We start from the raw sequence: 15,857 nt of genomic DNA on the forward strand, positions 1-15,857 counted from the left end.
AAAATGGCAGGATTTAAACAACTTTCAGGCTTAGTCGTACCATTGGATGCGGCAAATATAGATACCGATGCAATTATCCCAAAACAATTTTTACAAGCCATTACTCGCGTGGGTTTCGGCAAACACTTATTCCACGAATGGCGTTATTTAGATGTAGAAGGCAGCAAGCCTAATCCGGAATTTGTGTTGAATTATCCACAATATCAAGGCGCAACCATTTTATTAGCACGTAAAAACCTTGGCTGTGGTTCCTCTCGTGAGCATGCGCCTTGGGCATTAGCAGATTATGGTTTTAAAGTAATGATTGCACCAAGTTTTGCAGATATTTTCTATAACAACAGCTTAAATAATCATATGTTACCGATTCGCTTAAGCGAAGAAGAAGTGGAAGAAATCTTCCAATGGGTATGGGCAAATGAAGGTAAACAAATCCATGTGGATTTAGAAGCGATGACCGTAACTGTAGGTGACAAAGTCTATCACTTTGAACTGGATGAATTCCGCCGTCATTGTTTGTTAAACGGATTGGATAATATCGGCTTAACCCTTCAACACGAAGACAAAATCTCAGAATACGAGAAAAACATCCCAGCGTTCTTACGCTAAAAAAGATAAAAGTTAGGTGTTTTTTATTTAACCCTAAAAGTTAGACTATTAAATTAAGGACTGAGTTCTATACTCCATGGGGCTTAGTCCTTTTAGTTTACACTGAGTACGCTCATGATTGTAATAATGAATGTACTCATGAATTATTTTTCTAGTTGATCAAAAGTATCAAATTGTTTTCCATTGTAGTCTTCCTTTTTTACTGCCCAAATAAGCTCTCCGTCACCGCATTATCTAAACAATTTCTTTTTCTCGGCATACTTTGTTGAATACTGTTTTTCAATAGGATTTATTGATAACCTCTCATTTGATATTATTTTCTTTGCTCGCACTACAGTGCAATAAAATTTGTCCAATTATTGCATAATGGCTTTTCACTTCAGATATTGTTTGATTTAATGGGGGATTATTCAGTATTTTCTTTTATCATTTGAAAGAACAAATCGATAAAGATAAGACGATATCACAACAAATTATACGGATTATCGTGATAATCATGAATGTTACGTTTATCCTCTTATTACTCTAGCTCTAAGTCCTCCTCAACATCAATCATAAGAAAACCCAACGTATGATAAATATATTGGACATTAAGGAGAATTTGACGATTTAATATTTGTTCGGGAGGTTGAAAATATGTTTGGATGAGAAAACAATTTTTACTGTGTTGAAGATAAAAATCCCTCACTTGTTGTTTGGCAGATAGAGTGTATTTAGTCAATAAAAAATCTGCGCCTTAGTCAGTTGGTTGTTTAGTCCAACTTTAGGGGCAGATTATTTAGTCTTCTTTATTATTTGGTCAAAATATAAGTTATTGACGGTAGTCCGACAAAAATCTTGCTAATTTTGTAATGGCTTCTTCAAGTTGATTTACATAAGGAAGAGTAACAACACGGAAGTGATCTGGAGAATGCCAATTAAATCCTTTACCGTGCACAAGTAACACTTTTTCTTTGCGGAGTAAATCAAGCACCATTTTTTCATCACTGTGAATATTGAATTTTTTCACATCGATTTTTGGGAACATATACATCGCCCCCATTGGTTTTACGCAAGTAATACCGGGTATTTGAGTAATAAGATCATAGGCTTTGTTTCGTTGCTCAAGTAATCGGCCGCCCGGTAAAATAAATTCATTAATACTTTGATAGCCACCAAGTGCGGTTTGAATTGCATGTTGCATTGGTACGTTAGCACATAAACGCATAGATGCCAGCATATCTAAACCTTCAATATAACCTTTCGCATTATGTTTTGGACCATTTAAAATCATCCAGCCTTGGCGGAAGCCTGCAACTCGATAAGCTTTTGATAAACCATTTAACGTAACGGTTAATAAATCAGGGGCAAGTGCGGCAATGTGATGATGTACTGCGCCATCGTATAAAATTTTGTCGTAGATTTCGTCAGCGAAGATAATCAAATTATTTTGGCGAGCGATTTCTACAATTTCTTGTAATAATTCTTTGCTGTACACCGCTCCAGTTGGGTTGTTTGGGTTGATGATGACAATCGCTTTAGTCTTCGCATTCATCTTGGCTTTAATATCATCAATAGCGGGGAACCAATTTGCTTCTTCATCACAAAGGTAATGAACAGCTTTACCGCCAGAAAGGGTTACCGCTGCAGTCCAAAGCGGATAATCAGGCATCGGCACAAGTACTTCATCACCATCATTGAGCAATGCTTGCATTGCCATTGTGATAAGCTCAGATACGCCGTTACCAATATACACATCATTGACGGTCGCACCGTGAATCCCTTTTGATTGATAATATTGCACAATCGCCTTACGAGCAGAATATAACCCTTTTGAATCACAATAGCCTTGAGCCGATGGCAAATTACGTAGCACGTCCACTAAAATTTCATCGGGTGCTTCAAAGCCGAAAGGGGCGGGGTTGCCGATATTAAGTTTTAAAATTTTATTGCCTTCTTCTTCTAAGCGTAGTGCTTCTTTGTGCACTGGCCCGCGAATGTCATAACATACGTGTTCTAATTTGTCGGATTTTGGGAATAATCGCATAGTGAAATCCTTTTGTATCTAATAAATTTTTCGAGAAAAGTGCGGTTAATTTACGCTGAATTTTCAATATTGAAAAGATTCTGTAAAAAAATTTTTTGTCATTAACAATCTGCGGTAGAATACGGCTAATTTTTGTGTATTTAAAACAAAATCTAATGAGTTATTTAGCGCAGGCAATGGGCGAGTTAAAATCGCAAATTCACGCATATTTACAGCAATCAATGAATGAACTTGTCCGTTTTCAGGTGAAACTGGACAAGGTTGATTTGTTGGCTTGGCTGAAAGGTCAATCTGCGTATCCACAATTTTATTTACATTTTCGTGATGAAGCAAAAGCATTGGCTGCTCTTGGTGAAGAGCGGTCATTTTCACAGTTAAATTTAGCACAAGAGTTTATTGAAGAAAGCGGTTTCCCACTGGTAGGCGGTTTGCAATTTCAAGGTACTGCACAATTTGTATTACCCAAAGTTCTTGTTGAACAGGATGAGAAAGGTATGTTGGTATCATTTTTTGTGAAAGATGAACAAAGTGCTAATGATTCCTTAGCTTATCTCAAAACTTTTGAAAATATCACCGCACTTTCTGCTTTGCCAAAACAGATTCCTTTGCATACAGATCCTCGAGCTAACGAAAGAACTTGGTGTGATTGGGTAAATCAGGCTTTGGTAGAAGTTAAAAGTGGGGAACTAACAAAAATTGTATTAGCCAATGAAACCACTTTTCATTTAAAGCAAGCGATTAATGCGTACGATTTTTTAGCAGAAAGCGAAAAACAAAATCAAGGTTGTTATCATTTTTTGTGGGCTGAAAATCCTCATTCGGTTTTTGTTGGCTCTACGCCAGAACGCCTATTTGCTCGTGAGTATAACTTGTTGTTAACCGAGGCTCTGGCGGGTACGGCATCGGTTTCTGAAAGTGAGGAAGAAACGCAATCTCAAGCTAATTGGTTGTTAAATGACGAGAAAAATTTAAAAGAAAATTGGTTGGTCGTAGAAGATATTTCGCAGAATTTACGTAAGCAAGTAGAAAGTTTTGATGTAAGCAATGTGGAATTGAAACCGTTACGTAAAGTACAACATTTGATTCGTAAAATTCGTGCAAATTTGACCGCACATTATGCAGATGTCAATATATTAAAAGCGATTCATCCTACAGCTGCAGTATCTGGTTTGCCACAGCAACAAGCCAAAATGATTTTGTCAGAAATTGAAACCTTTGATCGAGGCTGGTATGCGGGAACATTGGGTATGATGAGCGATGCATGTTCAGAATTTTGTGTGGCGATTCGTTCCGCCTTTATTGAGGGTCATCGTATTCGTGTATTTGCTGGCGCGGGCATTGTGGCAGGCTCGCAGCCATTGGAAGAATGGAAAGAAATTGAACGTAAAGCAGCAGGGTTGATTTCCTTGTTTGCAGAAGAAAAATGATAACGGAGAAAAAAATGTCGGTAAGCGTGTTTAATCGTTGTTGGTCGAAAGTGATTTTAGAAACCTTGGTGCGCCAAGGCGTTTCTCACGTTTGTATCGCGCCAGGTTCGCGTTCGACACCTTTAACTCTTGAAGCCGTACGTTTGCAAAATGCGGGGGCAGTCACTTGTCATACACATTTTGATGAACGTGGTTTAGGTTTTTTTGCTTTGGGTATTGCTAAGGCAACTCAATCACCTGTTGCCATTATCGTGACATCAGGCACGGCGACTGCAAACCTTTATCCTGCCATTATTGAAGCACGCCAAACCGGTGTGAATTTATTTGTTTTAACTGCGGATCGTCCACCAGAACTTTGGGAGTGCGGTGCAAATCAGGCGATTTTGCAGCAAAATATGTTTGGTCAGTATCCGGTTTCAAATGTTAATTTACCTAAACCGAATGCGAATTATTCTGCGCAGTGGTTAATTTCTTTACTTGAACAGGCTGCTTTCCAGCAAAAACAACAAGGTGGCGTTGTTCATATTAATGTACCATTTGCCGAGCCACTTTATGATGCAACTGGTGAGGCTGTAGATTCTCACCCTTGGCTGCAACCGTTACAGCGCTGGTTAATTCAAACTAAGCCTTGGATGAATGTGGAAGCGCAACAGAACGAAGTATTAATGCATGAAAACTGGGATCATTGGCGCACTAAGCGTGGTGTCGTTGTGGTTGGTCAATTACCTGCAGAACAAGCGATGAGTATTAATTCTTGGGCAACCTCAATGGGCTGGGTATTGCTGACGGATATTCAATCTGGTGTTGTTCCAACTACGCCTTATGAAGATATTTGGCTCGCAAACCAAACTGTTCGTGAAAAACTTCTGCAAGCTGATATTGTTATTCAATTTGGTGCACGCTTTATTAGTAAACGAATTAATCAATTCTTACAGGCGTTTAAAGGTGAATTTTGGTTGGTTGAACAAAGCGGTAAGGCATTAGATCCTTATCATCATTCGCTGACAAGATTTAATGCTAAAGCACATCATTGGTTGCGTGCGCATCCTCCTTTACGCCAAAAGCCTTGGTTGCTTGAGCCATTAGCTTTATCTAAGTTCTGTGCGACCTTTATTGAACAGCAAGTAGGCGGAAATTTAACGGAAGCCTCGTTCGCATTACGTTTACCAACACTTTTACCTTATAACGGTGTTTTATTTTTAGGTAATAGTTTACTTGTTCGTCTGGTTGATGCGCTAACGCAATTACCAGAAAGTTATCCTGTTTATACCAATCGTGGCGCGAGTGGAATTGATGGTTTGTTGGCTACGGCAGCTGGAATTGGTATAGGTTCAAATAAACCTGTTGTTGCGGTAATTGGCGATACGTCCACTTTATATGATCTAAATTCTTTCGCATTATTCAAAAACGTTACGCAACCAACGGTAATCTTTGTGATCAATAATAATGGTGGTGCGATTTTTGATATGTTACCTGTGGATGAACAAGTCAAAGATCAGTTCTATCGATTACCGCATAATGGCGATTTTTCTCAAATCGCGGCAATGTTCGATCTCAAATACGCTCATCCTTATACTTGGGCAGATCTTAATTCCGTTGTTAAACAGGCTTATAGTCGTCGCAAGGCAACGTTAATTGAAATTAAAACCAATCCGAGTGATGGTAGTGGTTTGTATAAACGCTTAATCGAGCAAATTAGTCACGCCGTGATTGGTGCTTAAGTATTCTGTAGGCGGGCTTTAGTCCGCCATATTTTATTATTTTCTATCAATAATCCTTTCAATGATAAACATCATTTTTCTTCACGGACTTCTTGGTACAAAAAACGACTGGCAAAAAGTCATTGAAAATCTACCGCACTTTAATTGTATTGCGCTAGATTTGCCTTTTCATGGACAAGCCAAAGGCGTTGAAGTTACAAATTTTGAAGAAACGGCGGAGTATTTATCTCAGCAAATTAAAAGTGCGGTAAAAAATGAACCCTATTTTCTTGTTGGGTATTCTTTAGGCGGACGGATTGCTTTGTATTATGCACTGCAAGCTCAGGTGGAAAGATCTAATTTGCAAGGCGTTATTTTAGAAGGGGCGAATCTAGGTTTAAAAACTGACGAAGAAAAGCAAGTTCGTTTTCAGCTGGATTTTGTTTGGGCTCAACGTTTTATACAACAATCGCCAGAAAATGTGTTAAATGATTGGTATCAACAACCTGTGTTTTCCCATTTGACTGCAGAAGAAAGATTACAGTTGGTTGAAAAACGAAAATCAAATTGCGGGGAAAATATTGGCAAAATGTTGTTGGCGACAAGTCTATCCAAACAACCTGATTTTAGTGAAAAAGTGCGGTTAAGTTCTTTGCCATTTTTTTATTTTTGTGGCGAACGAGATCATAAATTTCAAACTATTACGAAAGAAAATCAAATTAATTTAGTGACAATTCCCTGTGCTGGGCATAACTCACATTTAGAAAATTCAAAATATTTCTCTAAAAAAATAGAAAATTGCATATTAAAAATTGCTAGACCTTAGTTAAAATGCTAGGATTCAATCCTTTCTATTTATAATAAACTTCTAAGGAAACACAATGTCTACACAACTTCGCAATAATCCGATGAAAGTGGCGTTAGCCTCGATGGTCGGTACAGCAATCGAATTTTTTGATTATTATATCTATGCAGCTGCCGCTGTATTAGTTTTCAATACGCAATTCTTCCACAGCGATGATCCACTTTCTAATGATTTACTTTCTCTTTCTACGCTTGCGCTTGCATTTTTTGCACGTCCTATTGGTTCGGCATTATTTGGTCACTTCGGCGATAAAATTGGTCGTAAAAAAACCTTGGTTGCCTCCCTTGTTTTAATGGGCGGTTCAACAGTAGTAATTGGTTTACTTCCTAACTATGCTCAAATCGGTATCTGGGCACCGATTTTGCTTTGCGTATGCCGTGTTGGTCAAGGTATTGGACTCGGTGGCGAATGGGGCGGTGCAGCTTTAGTTGCAACAGAAAATGCGCCAGAGGGTAAACGTGCGTGGTACGGTACTTTTCCTCAATTAGGTGCGCCAATTGGTTTATTTGTCGCTAATGGAACGTTCTTCTTAGTTAGCTATTTACTTGGTCATAATGCACTTGTTGAATGGGCGTGGCGTATTCCGTTTGTATCTTCTATTTTATTAGTTGCAGTTGGCTTATATGTTCGCTTAACTTTACACGAAAGCCACGTATTTGTGGAAGCAGAGCAAAAAGGCAAAAAATTGAATGCACCAGTGAGTGTTGTGTTTACCAAACACTTAAAACCAATGATCATTGGTACATTTATTATGGTGGCAACTTATTCTCTGTTTTACATTATGACGGCTTTTGCTCAGGCATATTCTCGAACCGCGCCAAAGCTTTCTGAAGCAGGTTATGCGCTTGGCTTAGGTATCCCAGCAAATACCTTTACTGGTTTGTTATTAATTAGTGCCATTGTATTTGGTATTTTTATCAGTATTTCTGGTGTTTATGCCGATAAAATTGGTCGCCGTAAATGGTTAATTTGGGTGACTGTAGCTATTGGTGTGCTTGGTTTAACCATGCCATTATTCTTAGAAAATGGTACACCAGTTAGCGTATTTGTATTTTTAGTGATTGGTATGGCGATTATGGGAATGACATTTGGTCCAATGGCTGCGTTATTACCAGAATTATTCCCAACGGAAGTGCGTTATTCAGGTGCCTCTCTTGCCTATAATTTAGCATCAATTATTGGTGCAACGATTGCGGCGATGATTTCTTTAAAAATTAATGCGTCATTTGGTGTGATGGGCGTAGGGATTTATTTAGCAATCAATGCCCTCATGACGCTATTGGCATTATTAGCGTCAAAAGAAACTAAAAACGTAGATTTAACACAAATCTAATCCTAGTTAAGAAAAAAGAGCGGTGAAAATTTGATCTGCACTCTAAAAGTTGGACTCAACAACCAACAATTGAGGTGCAGATTTTTTTATGGGTAAACATTACACAATAGAATTTAAATTACAGGCTTTCCACTCTATTTTGAATGGGAAAATGAGTATCAGAGAAGCTGCGTGTTTTTACAATATTCCTTCCAACTCCCTAGTCTGTACGTGGTTGAAACGGTTTGAAAAAAGTGGCATAAAAGAACTTATTCCCCGTAAACCATCAGGACGACCGCCGATGAAACCCAAATATGCAAAAATGCCACCTCTACCCAAAACTGAAGAAGAGCCTTTACGCCTGAGAATTTTACAGCTTGAAGCCTACCTAAATGAATTGAGAAGGCTCAGATTTCAGTACGAAGCCGAGTAAAGGAAATTATCCAAAGGTTAAGAACGTACCCATTAAAATGGCTTTTAGGATTTGTACGGTTAGCACGTAGTGCATTTTTTGCTAAACTTCAGATTAAACTGGATAAGGGGCGTAGCTGAAAAAGGCCATTAAACGCATCAAAGCCAATTATCCTGATTATGGCTACCGAAGTGTTCAGCCTGTCTGCCAACGGTAAAGCACAAGAAAATCCAACTTCTAATGCGGTACTTGGACGCCAAGTGCGGTTAAGAAAACGCAAGAAATTCATGACCTATCGAGACACAATAGGCCATATTGTCCCGAATCGTTTTGAGCGTAATTTTACGATAACTGCCCCGAATCAAAAATGGGTAACGGTAAAGCAAAAGATGGGGCACAAGTCAATGTTAAACATGGCGGGCAAACGCCAGAATAAGGTTGAGGGCTTGATTTAACATTCAGACCAAGGCTGGCTGTATCAGATGAGTGCTTATCGTAGAATACTTGTCGAGCAGGATATAACTCAATAAAACGAAAGAATAGACAGGTGAATAGGTAAGGGATTATTTGGACTATTATAACCACCGTCGGATCCAACTGAAATTAAAAGGACGGAGTCCGATACAATATCGTTGTCAGTCCTTGAATTTATCGTCCAGATTTTGAGGCAGATCATTTTTTGACTAAATTTATTTAGCCATTTTTATCTTTAGCGGCTTTATAAAGCTCCATCGCTTCAGGCAATAAACGTTGTAAGTTTTCTTGACGGGACTGATCACTAGGATGAGTAGAGGCTAATGCATCAAGAGCCCCTCGAGAACCACCAGACACTTTTGCCATTTTTTGCCACAATCCTGGTGTTACCTGTGGATTATATCCAGAACGAGCCATTAACATTAGCCCTACTTCATCTGCTTCAGTTTCAGCACTACGAGAATAAGGTTTATCTAAAGCAAAATCTTTAGTAAGCGAAACCAAATCAGTCACATCCGTCCCAACTGCAATAGATAATGCTGTTCCACCGATAGCTCCGACAATATTACTAACCGTTCCAAAGTTAGTTTTGGCTTTACCGTGCTCTTTTAATGCATGAGCCATTTCATGCCCCATTACAACCGCGATTTCGTTATCATTAAGTTGTAAAGTATCAACTAACCCAGTATAGAACGCCATTTTACCACCAGGCATTGCCCAAGCATTGAGTTCTTTTGACTTAATAACATTAATTTGCCAGTTAAATTGTTGCCCAGTTTCATTAGCTTGGTTTGCATAATTCACCATTTTATGAAACACATGGTGAATTCGTTTTGCGGTATTTGATGAAGTATCAATTGCACCCTGCGTACGAATTTTTCCCATTTCTTGTGCATAGCTACTCGCAGCCTCTCGATTTATAGAAGCCGAATCTGCACAAGCCGTTATAAGCGAACTAGCTAATAAAGCAAAAGCAAAACTTTTAAGTTGTTTTTTCATAAATAACCCTTTTTTGAACTGACGCTGATTATATGAATTAATTATTTTTTGTCGATATAAATATATTGCACTTTCCTTTTGCACTACTATAATAGTGCAAATTTATTTTTAGAGGCATTTTATGACACAACACAAATCCCCATCTCTCTTAGGCGGTGCGATGATCATCGCTGGTACAGCAATTGGTGCGGGCATGCTGGCTAACCCAACTTCAACGGCGGGTGTATGGTTTATTGGTTCGATTCTCGCTTTAATTTATACTTGGTTTTGTATGACCACATCAGGATTAATGATCCTAGAAGCTAATCTGCATTATCCAACAGGTTCAAGTTTTGACACCATCGTTAAAGATTTATTAGGAAAAAGTTGGAATATTATCAACGGTCTTTCTGTTGCTTTCGTCTTGTATATTTTGACTTACGCCTACATAACCTCAGGCGGAGGCATTACACAAAATCTGCTCAACCAAGCATTCAGTTCTGCTGAAAATGCGGTGGATATTGGAAGAACTTCAGGATCTTTAATTTTCTGCCTTATTCTTGCCGCCTTTGTATGGATTTCAACTAAGGCGGTAGATCGTTTCACAACCCTGTTAATTGTCGGGATGGTTATCGCTTTTTTCCTTTCTACCATTGGTTTATTAAGCTCTGTAAAAACAGCAGTTTTATTCAATACCGCTGCTGAAAGCGAGCAAACATATTTACCTTATTTATTGACCGCACTTCCAGTTTGTCTCGTGTCGTTTGGTTTCCACGGAAATGTCCCGAGTCTCGTCAAATATTACGATCGTGATGGTCGTCGTGTGATGAAATCAATCTTTATTGGTACGGGATTAGCACTTGTGATTTATGTTTTATGGCAACTTGCTGTGCAAGGTAATTTGCCACGCACCGAATTTGCTCCGGTAATTGAAAAAGGCGGCGATGTTTCCGCATTACTAGAGGCGTTACATAAATATATTGAAGTAGAATACCTTGCCGTCGCATTAAATTTCTTTGCTTATATGGCGATTGCTACGTCATTCTTAGGCGTAACTTTAGGATTATTTGACTATATTGCGGATCTGTTTAAATTTGACGACAGCTTGTTAGGACGAACAAAAACCACATTAGTGACATTTTTACCACCACTATTATTAAGTTTACAATTCCCTTATGGCTTTGTGATTGCCATTGGTTATGCAGGATTAGCAGCAACCATTTGGGCTGCAATCGTACCAGCACTTCTTGCTAAAGCAAGCCGTCAAAAGTTCCCACAAGCGAGTTATAAAGTTTACGGTGGCAATTTTATGATTGGCTTTGTGATCTTATTCGGTGTGTTAAACATTGTGGCACAAGTCGGTGCAAACTTAGGATGGTTTGCCAATTTCACAGGATAAGTTTTACTCGATACAATAAAGGTGTATAACTGATTAACTCTCAAAAAGTTAGATTGTTAAATTAAGGACTGAGTTCTGTAACTCACAGGGCTTAGTCCTTTTATTTTACACTGAAAGCAATTTTTACTGTGTTAAAGATCAAAAATTGATCACTTGTTGTTTAAATGACGGGGGATTTAACCATAAAAAATTTGCACCTTAATCAGTTGATTGTTTCGTTCAACTTTTGGGGTGCAAATCATACATAGGGCTTTGCAATCTATAACGCTAATTCAAATAGGCGTATTAAAAACTAAAACTTAGTTTTACTTCAGCAGCTTTTTGTTTCTCTGCTTGTTTAGCTTTTGTTAATCCGCCAATTAAACTTAATTTTACATTATGGTATTTCAATTTAAGGCCAGCATTATATTGTTGTTGATTTTCAACGTTGTAAGAAAAATCATATCCATTTACATTAATTTTTCCGTTTCCTTGATTTACATCATATCGAGCAGATAAAATTGGTGTAATAGAAAACTCACCTAAGTTATAGGTATAACTTAAATCAAGTTGAGCAAAGGTTGTTTTGACGGATATAGGGCTTACTTTAATGCGATCTTGACCTAATGCAAAATTAGAGCTTGATAAGTAGCCATAACGAATACCTACACTTGGTTTAACCCTAAAATTCCCTATGTTAAACGCTTTGCCAGTTATTAAGCCTATTTGTGTTGTATGACGATCAAATTTAGCATTATTATTGGTTTGTAGGTTGCTTTGGAACTTGCCGTAGCCTAAATCAATGCCCAAATACCAATGATTATCCGCATAATATTTAGAATAGAAATTAACTTGTGCTAGAGTATTTTTACTTGTTGCCTCATCAAGGCTGTTACTATTCCGAACATAAGTCAATATACCACCTAGCTGAATATTTCTCGTCACAGATTTATCTAAGCCTAATTGGCTTCTTACACTTTGAGAACTAAAACGACGATATTGGCTTGAGGAATAATTTTCGTTCATCAAAGAATTAGATACCCAAACGCTATATTGCCCCTCATTATTTATTTCTAGTTGATTAATATGTTGAGAAATCGCTTTTCCAACATTTAATGCAACAAATTGTGCTTTTGCCATTGAGTCAGAAAGTACAGCATTGGTGTTTTTACTAATGAGATCTCGCAGTTCAGGTTGAGTTTTTTCTGATTTGCCTGCTTCAGGCTGAGTAGAATTATCAGTCACACTCACTTCTAGTGGAGCGGTTTCCTCAGGGCGTTTTTCAGACGTTACTGTTTCTGCCGCCGTATTTTCAGGTTGAGCTGTTTCTGATTTATTTACTTCAGACTGAGAGGAAGTTTCAGTCTCTTCAGATTTATTTTGCGGTTCAACAGCCTCTACTTTTTTGTAAGTAATAATATAAGCATTTTTTCCGCTCGATTTCATTTCGGTCGCAATTAATCCATTAAAAGATTTTTTATTTTTATCAAGTGAATTATTAAATGCGGATTTTAATACAACGTATTCTGCTAAGATTTCCCCATCTGGGCTTTTATGTGTAATCATTACTTGTTCAGGTATATCAATAACAATTGAATGTCCTGTGCCAGTTCTATTAAAATCGTTATCTTGATTTTTTGTGGCTACATTGGTGGTCGTCGCAGAATTTGGAGTGGGTAGAGGAGTATCAACAACATTAACCGTTTCTTCATTTTTATGATCTACTTGAGTAGCCTCTGTGGTTTGATGTCTTTTTTCAACTTCTGAATTATATAAGCGATAAATTCCATTATCTTTACGTAATTCATATTTCCAAGCACCTAAATCAACGGTATTCCCAACTAATGACACATTTAATTTAAAATCACCTGAAGCAGAGTTTTTTACCACTACTTTATCGCCTTGCTTATCAGTAAGATCAGTCAAGTAATAGAAATGCCCATTGCCTGATAAGTTATTCACAGTCAGCGTGTTATATTTTTTCACACTGTTTTCATTCTCTGCTGTATTTAAATGAATATGTCCATTGTCTACATTTAAGTGATTAACATTGCTATCGTCAGTTAAATACCATTTACTATTTTCGGTTAAACGTACTTGGCTGTTTCCACCTGCCTGAATTGAGCCATGAAAATTGGCTTTGCCTAAGGTAAAGTTTGCACTCTCGGTTAAATTTACATTACCGCGCAAATTAGTTGGATTAAAACTATTGAGTGCTTTTGTAGATAAAGTACCATTATGGCAAGTCACATAGCCTGTATAGTCAGAACGCACACAGACCGTATCCCCAGCTTTATAGCCAATATGCACTTGAGCATTATCTGAGGCTGTGACATTAGAAGTAATATTTGCAATATTGCGTCCTGAATAAAGGGTGGCATTGCCACTCACTTTTATTACGGTTGCTTTAAAAGTGCGGTCAATCCAGTCATTTTCTACCACCACTTCATTATTTTCAGTAAAGTGTTGATCTTTTTCCGTTGAAGAAATATTAGCAATATCTCTTGCGTGTGGTGTTGGTCTGCCGGAAAGGAATAATGTACCTTTTTCAACTTTTAATTCACCGTTAAGGTTTGTTCCGCCTGTCAATAAAAAGCGATTTTGATCGGTTTTACCGCTAAAAGTGATATTTAATTCACCATTTGTGCCTTTACCATCATCTTCACCAAAGTAGCCATTAAAACCATTCATACGCTCATTGTTGATATGATTCATTACATTTATTTTGGCATCTGTTTCATTTTCACCCATATATAGCCAATCTTGATTATTTTCTTTTCCATTACAAGGCATTTCAGCACGAGGACTAGAACCTCTTTTTAAGGCATAATATATTCTACATTCACTACTATAATAGAGGTGTTTACCATATGGCACAGGAGTAACTCGTAAAGGGTTTTCTTCATCTCGTGGTTGCATCGTATATATTTGATTAATTTGATTTAAATTTGTAATCAAATTATCCCCAGTAATAGTTACATTAGAGGATTTACTGGTATTGTGATTAACTAATCTAGCCCCCTCATCCATATTTCTAATATGATCAAATTTAAGTGAATTACCGTTTAAATCTAATCGTCCCCCTCTAAAACCAAAATAAATTGAATCAGGTTTAATCTGTTTATCATCTGTAAGTATAACTGTTGGGCGACCGCTCAAAATTCCTAGTTGTGCAAAATCCAGTACTTTATTATTGGTGTCAGCTTGCTGTTTTAAGATAACGATACCGTCACCAACTTTAAGCAATCCTTTATTTTCTCCCTTTCCTTCAACAACTAATGTACCTTTACCAATTTTTGCTAAACGATCAGATGTTGGATTATGTAGTTTCCAAACAACTTCTTTTCCTTCATCAACAGAAATCCCAGCCCCTTTCCAAGTAGTATCATTGGAAGTGCCTTCAACTGTATAATTACCCTTAAAGAACAATCCACCTGCGCCTTGATTGATATTATTCTCTAAAGTAATTGTTCCATTTCCATTAAAGGTCACATTCTTGTTATTTATCTTATTCAAAGAAGTAGCATCATTATAAATAACACTTGAGTCATTTGAAGTTTTCCAATTATAGGATTCTGAAGAGCCTGTTAATGAACCCGCATCATTTTTCTTATAAATTTCTTCTGCAAATTTTGGCTTATAAATATTCCATTCTTGCCAAGATTTTTTCTTATACCCTCCCCAAAAATCATAAGCACCAAGGAAAAGCCATTTCTCTTTAGATTTATCATAAACAAATAACGGTGAGCCACTATCTCCCAAGACAGCATAATTAGTAAGCGGTTTACGAGATAATATCTTTTTTGGATCGTTATGATCTTCGGTTGAATCACCAAACCCAATGAGTCCATCGTCTGTATGATTCACTTTATAAGGCGTTCCAGCAATACCATAAGTATAGGCGTCACCAACCAATTTTAGATTATCCCCTCCAACTTCATGGTTATCTAAAATTAAGCTGTAATTATCTCCTTTTTTATAAATAAATTGACTACCACTTCCAAGTCTTACAAAAGCAGGATATTTATCGGTGTTGTTATATTCGCCCTTATTGCTACTTTCGGTTGATGGCTCAATAGGAGCGACTTCGGTCACAAATTTATCAAGGCGCGGCATATAGTAGTCTTCACGGCGTTTTTGAGAATGTTCTTCTTTAGTTATAGGATCTCTCGTCAATTCAGAAGGAAAACTATTTTTTTCAACGGTGTAATATCGGTTTTCTTCGGACGATACATCTCGGTGTGACTTAGCATTACCTCGTTCTCTATGTCCATTCAAATTCCCAAAATGAAGTTCACTCACATTATCACCAACGTGTTTTACGCCTACTACATATTGTGGATTCACCAAGGTGGCAATTCGTTTATCTACATCTACCACGCTAAAATCAATCATCGGAATACCGTTAGGTAAGGCAGTGCCCAAATCTTTATTATTTTTATCTTTTACCAGCATATTTGTTGCCCCCACAGAGAACATTCCTTTGTTTTCTGAAAAATCACGGAATATTTGATAATCCACATCGTCTCTAACTAACGCGGCTTCTGTATAAGGGATTAGTGCATAGGCGACAGTTAGGGCAATAAAATTAAGTTTGAATTTTTTATTTAGTATGTTGGCTGTCCTTATAAATTGATTTTAAAAAGTAGATTTTATAGGACCAGTTTTATATTACGGCT

At 37.5% G+C, this 15,857-nt stretch carries 11 protein-coding genes and 2 pseudogenes; 9 read left to right on the forward strand and 4 right to left on the reverse strand.

Annotated features, from left to right (window positions below):
* The first annotated feature begins 3 nt into the window (after positions 1-3).
* Positions 4-606 carry a 3-isopropylmalate dehydratase small subunit gene (gene leuD / locus ABW51_RS04660; RefSeq protein ID WP_053465767.1) on the forward strand — a complete coding sequence of 201 codons (603 nt, stop codon included), beginning with the start codon at positions 4-6 and terminating at the stop codon, positions 604-606.
* 48 nt (positions 607-654) lie between these two features.
* Here the strand turns inward: leuD and ABW51_RS10045 are convergent.
* Positions 655-919 (reverse strand): annotated as a pseudogene (locus ABW51_RS10045) (transposase); the annotation flags it as partial.
* Positions 920-1,417: 498 nt separating this feature from the next.
* A complete protein-coding gene (locus ABW51_RS04665; protein ID WP_053465768.1) occupies positions 1,418-2,632 on the reverse strand; it encodes a pyridoxal phosphate-dependent aminotransferase in 1,215 nt (404 codons plus the stop codon).
* Positions 2,633-2,787: 155 nt separating this feature from the next.
* Between ABW51_RS04665 and ABW51_RS04670 the strand changes: the two genes are divergently transcribed.
* From ABW51_RS04670 to ABW51_RS10550, 7 genes and pseudogenes are all read left to right on the forward strand, one after another.
* Complete coding sequence (locus tag ABW51_RS04670; protein WP_053465794.1) at positions 2,788-4,059, forward strand: isochorismate synthase; 1,272 nt, start codon at positions 2,788-2,790, stop codon at positions 4,057-4,059.
* A gap of 14 nt (positions 4,060-4,073) precedes the next feature.
* On the forward strand, positions 4,074-5,780 hold the full coding sequence (menD, locus tag ABW51_RS04675; protein WP_053465769.1) for a 2-succinyl-5-enolpyruvyl-6-hydroxy-3-cyclohexene-1-carboxylic-acid synthase: 1,707 nt from the start codon (positions 4,074-4,076) through the stop codon (positions 5,778-5,780).
* A 61-nt stretch (positions 5,781-5,841) separates the two neighbouring features.
* Complete coding sequence (gene menH, locus ABW51_RS04680) at positions 5,842-6,585, forward strand: 2-succinyl-6-hydroxy-2,4-cyclohexadiene-1-carboxylate synthase (RefSeq protein WP_053465770.1); 744 nt, start codon at positions 5,842-5,844, stop codon at positions 6,583-6,585.
* Positions 6,586-6,640: 55 nt separating this feature from the next.
* Complete coding sequence (locus ABW51_RS04685; protein ID WP_053465771.1) at positions 6,641-7,957, forward strand: MFS transporter; 1,317 nt, start codon at positions 6,641-6,643, stop codon at positions 7,955-7,957.
* An 88-nt stretch (positions 7,958-8,045) separates the two neighbouring features.
* Positions 8,046-8,369 carry a helix-turn-helix domain-containing protein gene (locus tag ABW51_RS04690; RefSeq protein ID WP_053465772.1) on the forward strand — a complete coding sequence of 108 codons (324 nt, stop codon included), beginning with the start codon at positions 8,046-8,048 and terminating at the stop codon, positions 8,367-8,369.
* A gap of 158 nt (positions 8,370-8,527) precedes the next feature.
* The gene (locus ABW51_RS04695; RefSeq protein ID WP_053465773.1) at positions 8,528-8,803 is read left to right on the forward strand and encodes a hypothetical protein; all 276 of its coding nucleotides are present in this window, start codon (positions 8,528-8,530) and stop codon (positions 8,801-8,803) included.
* Positions 8,804-8,912: 109 nt separating this feature from the next.
* Positions 8,913-9,014 (forward strand): annotated as a pseudogene (locus ABW51_RS10550) (IS3 family transposase); the annotation flags it as partial.
* A gap of 27 nt (positions 9,015-9,041) precedes the next feature.
* Here the strand turns inward: ABW51_RS10550 and ABW51_RS04700 are convergent.
* Positions 9,042-9,821, reverse strand: coding sequence for a M48 family metallopeptidase (locus ABW51_RS04700; RefSeq protein ID WP_053465774.1), 780 nt, complete (start codon positions 9,819-9,821; stop codon positions 9,042-9,044).
* A 121-nt stretch (positions 9,822-9,942) separates the two neighbouring features.
* Here ABW51_RS04700 and mtr point away from each other — a divergent pair, with 121 nt between their 5' ends.
* The gene (gene mtr / locus ABW51_RS04705) at positions 9,943-11,199 is read left to right on the forward strand and encodes a tryptophan permease (protein WP_053465775.1); all 1,257 of its coding nucleotides are present in this window, start codon (positions 9,943-9,945) and stop codon (positions 11,197-11,199) included.
* A gap of 285 nt (positions 11,200-11,484) precedes the next feature.
* On the opposite strand, the gene ABW51_RS04710 is transcribed toward mtr, so the two are convergent.
* Complete coding sequence (locus tag ABW51_RS04710; protein ID WP_053465776.1) at positions 11,485-15,792, reverse strand: S6 family peptidase; 4,308 nt, start codon at positions 15,790-15,792, stop codon at positions 11,485-11,487.
* Positions 15,793-15,857 lie beyond the last annotated feature (65 nt).

It is taken from the genome of Haemophilus sp. C1 (assembly GCF_001276515.1).
Taxonomy (GTDB): Bacteria; Pseudomonadota; Gammaproteobacteria; order Enterobacterales; family Pasteurellaceae; genus Haemophilus.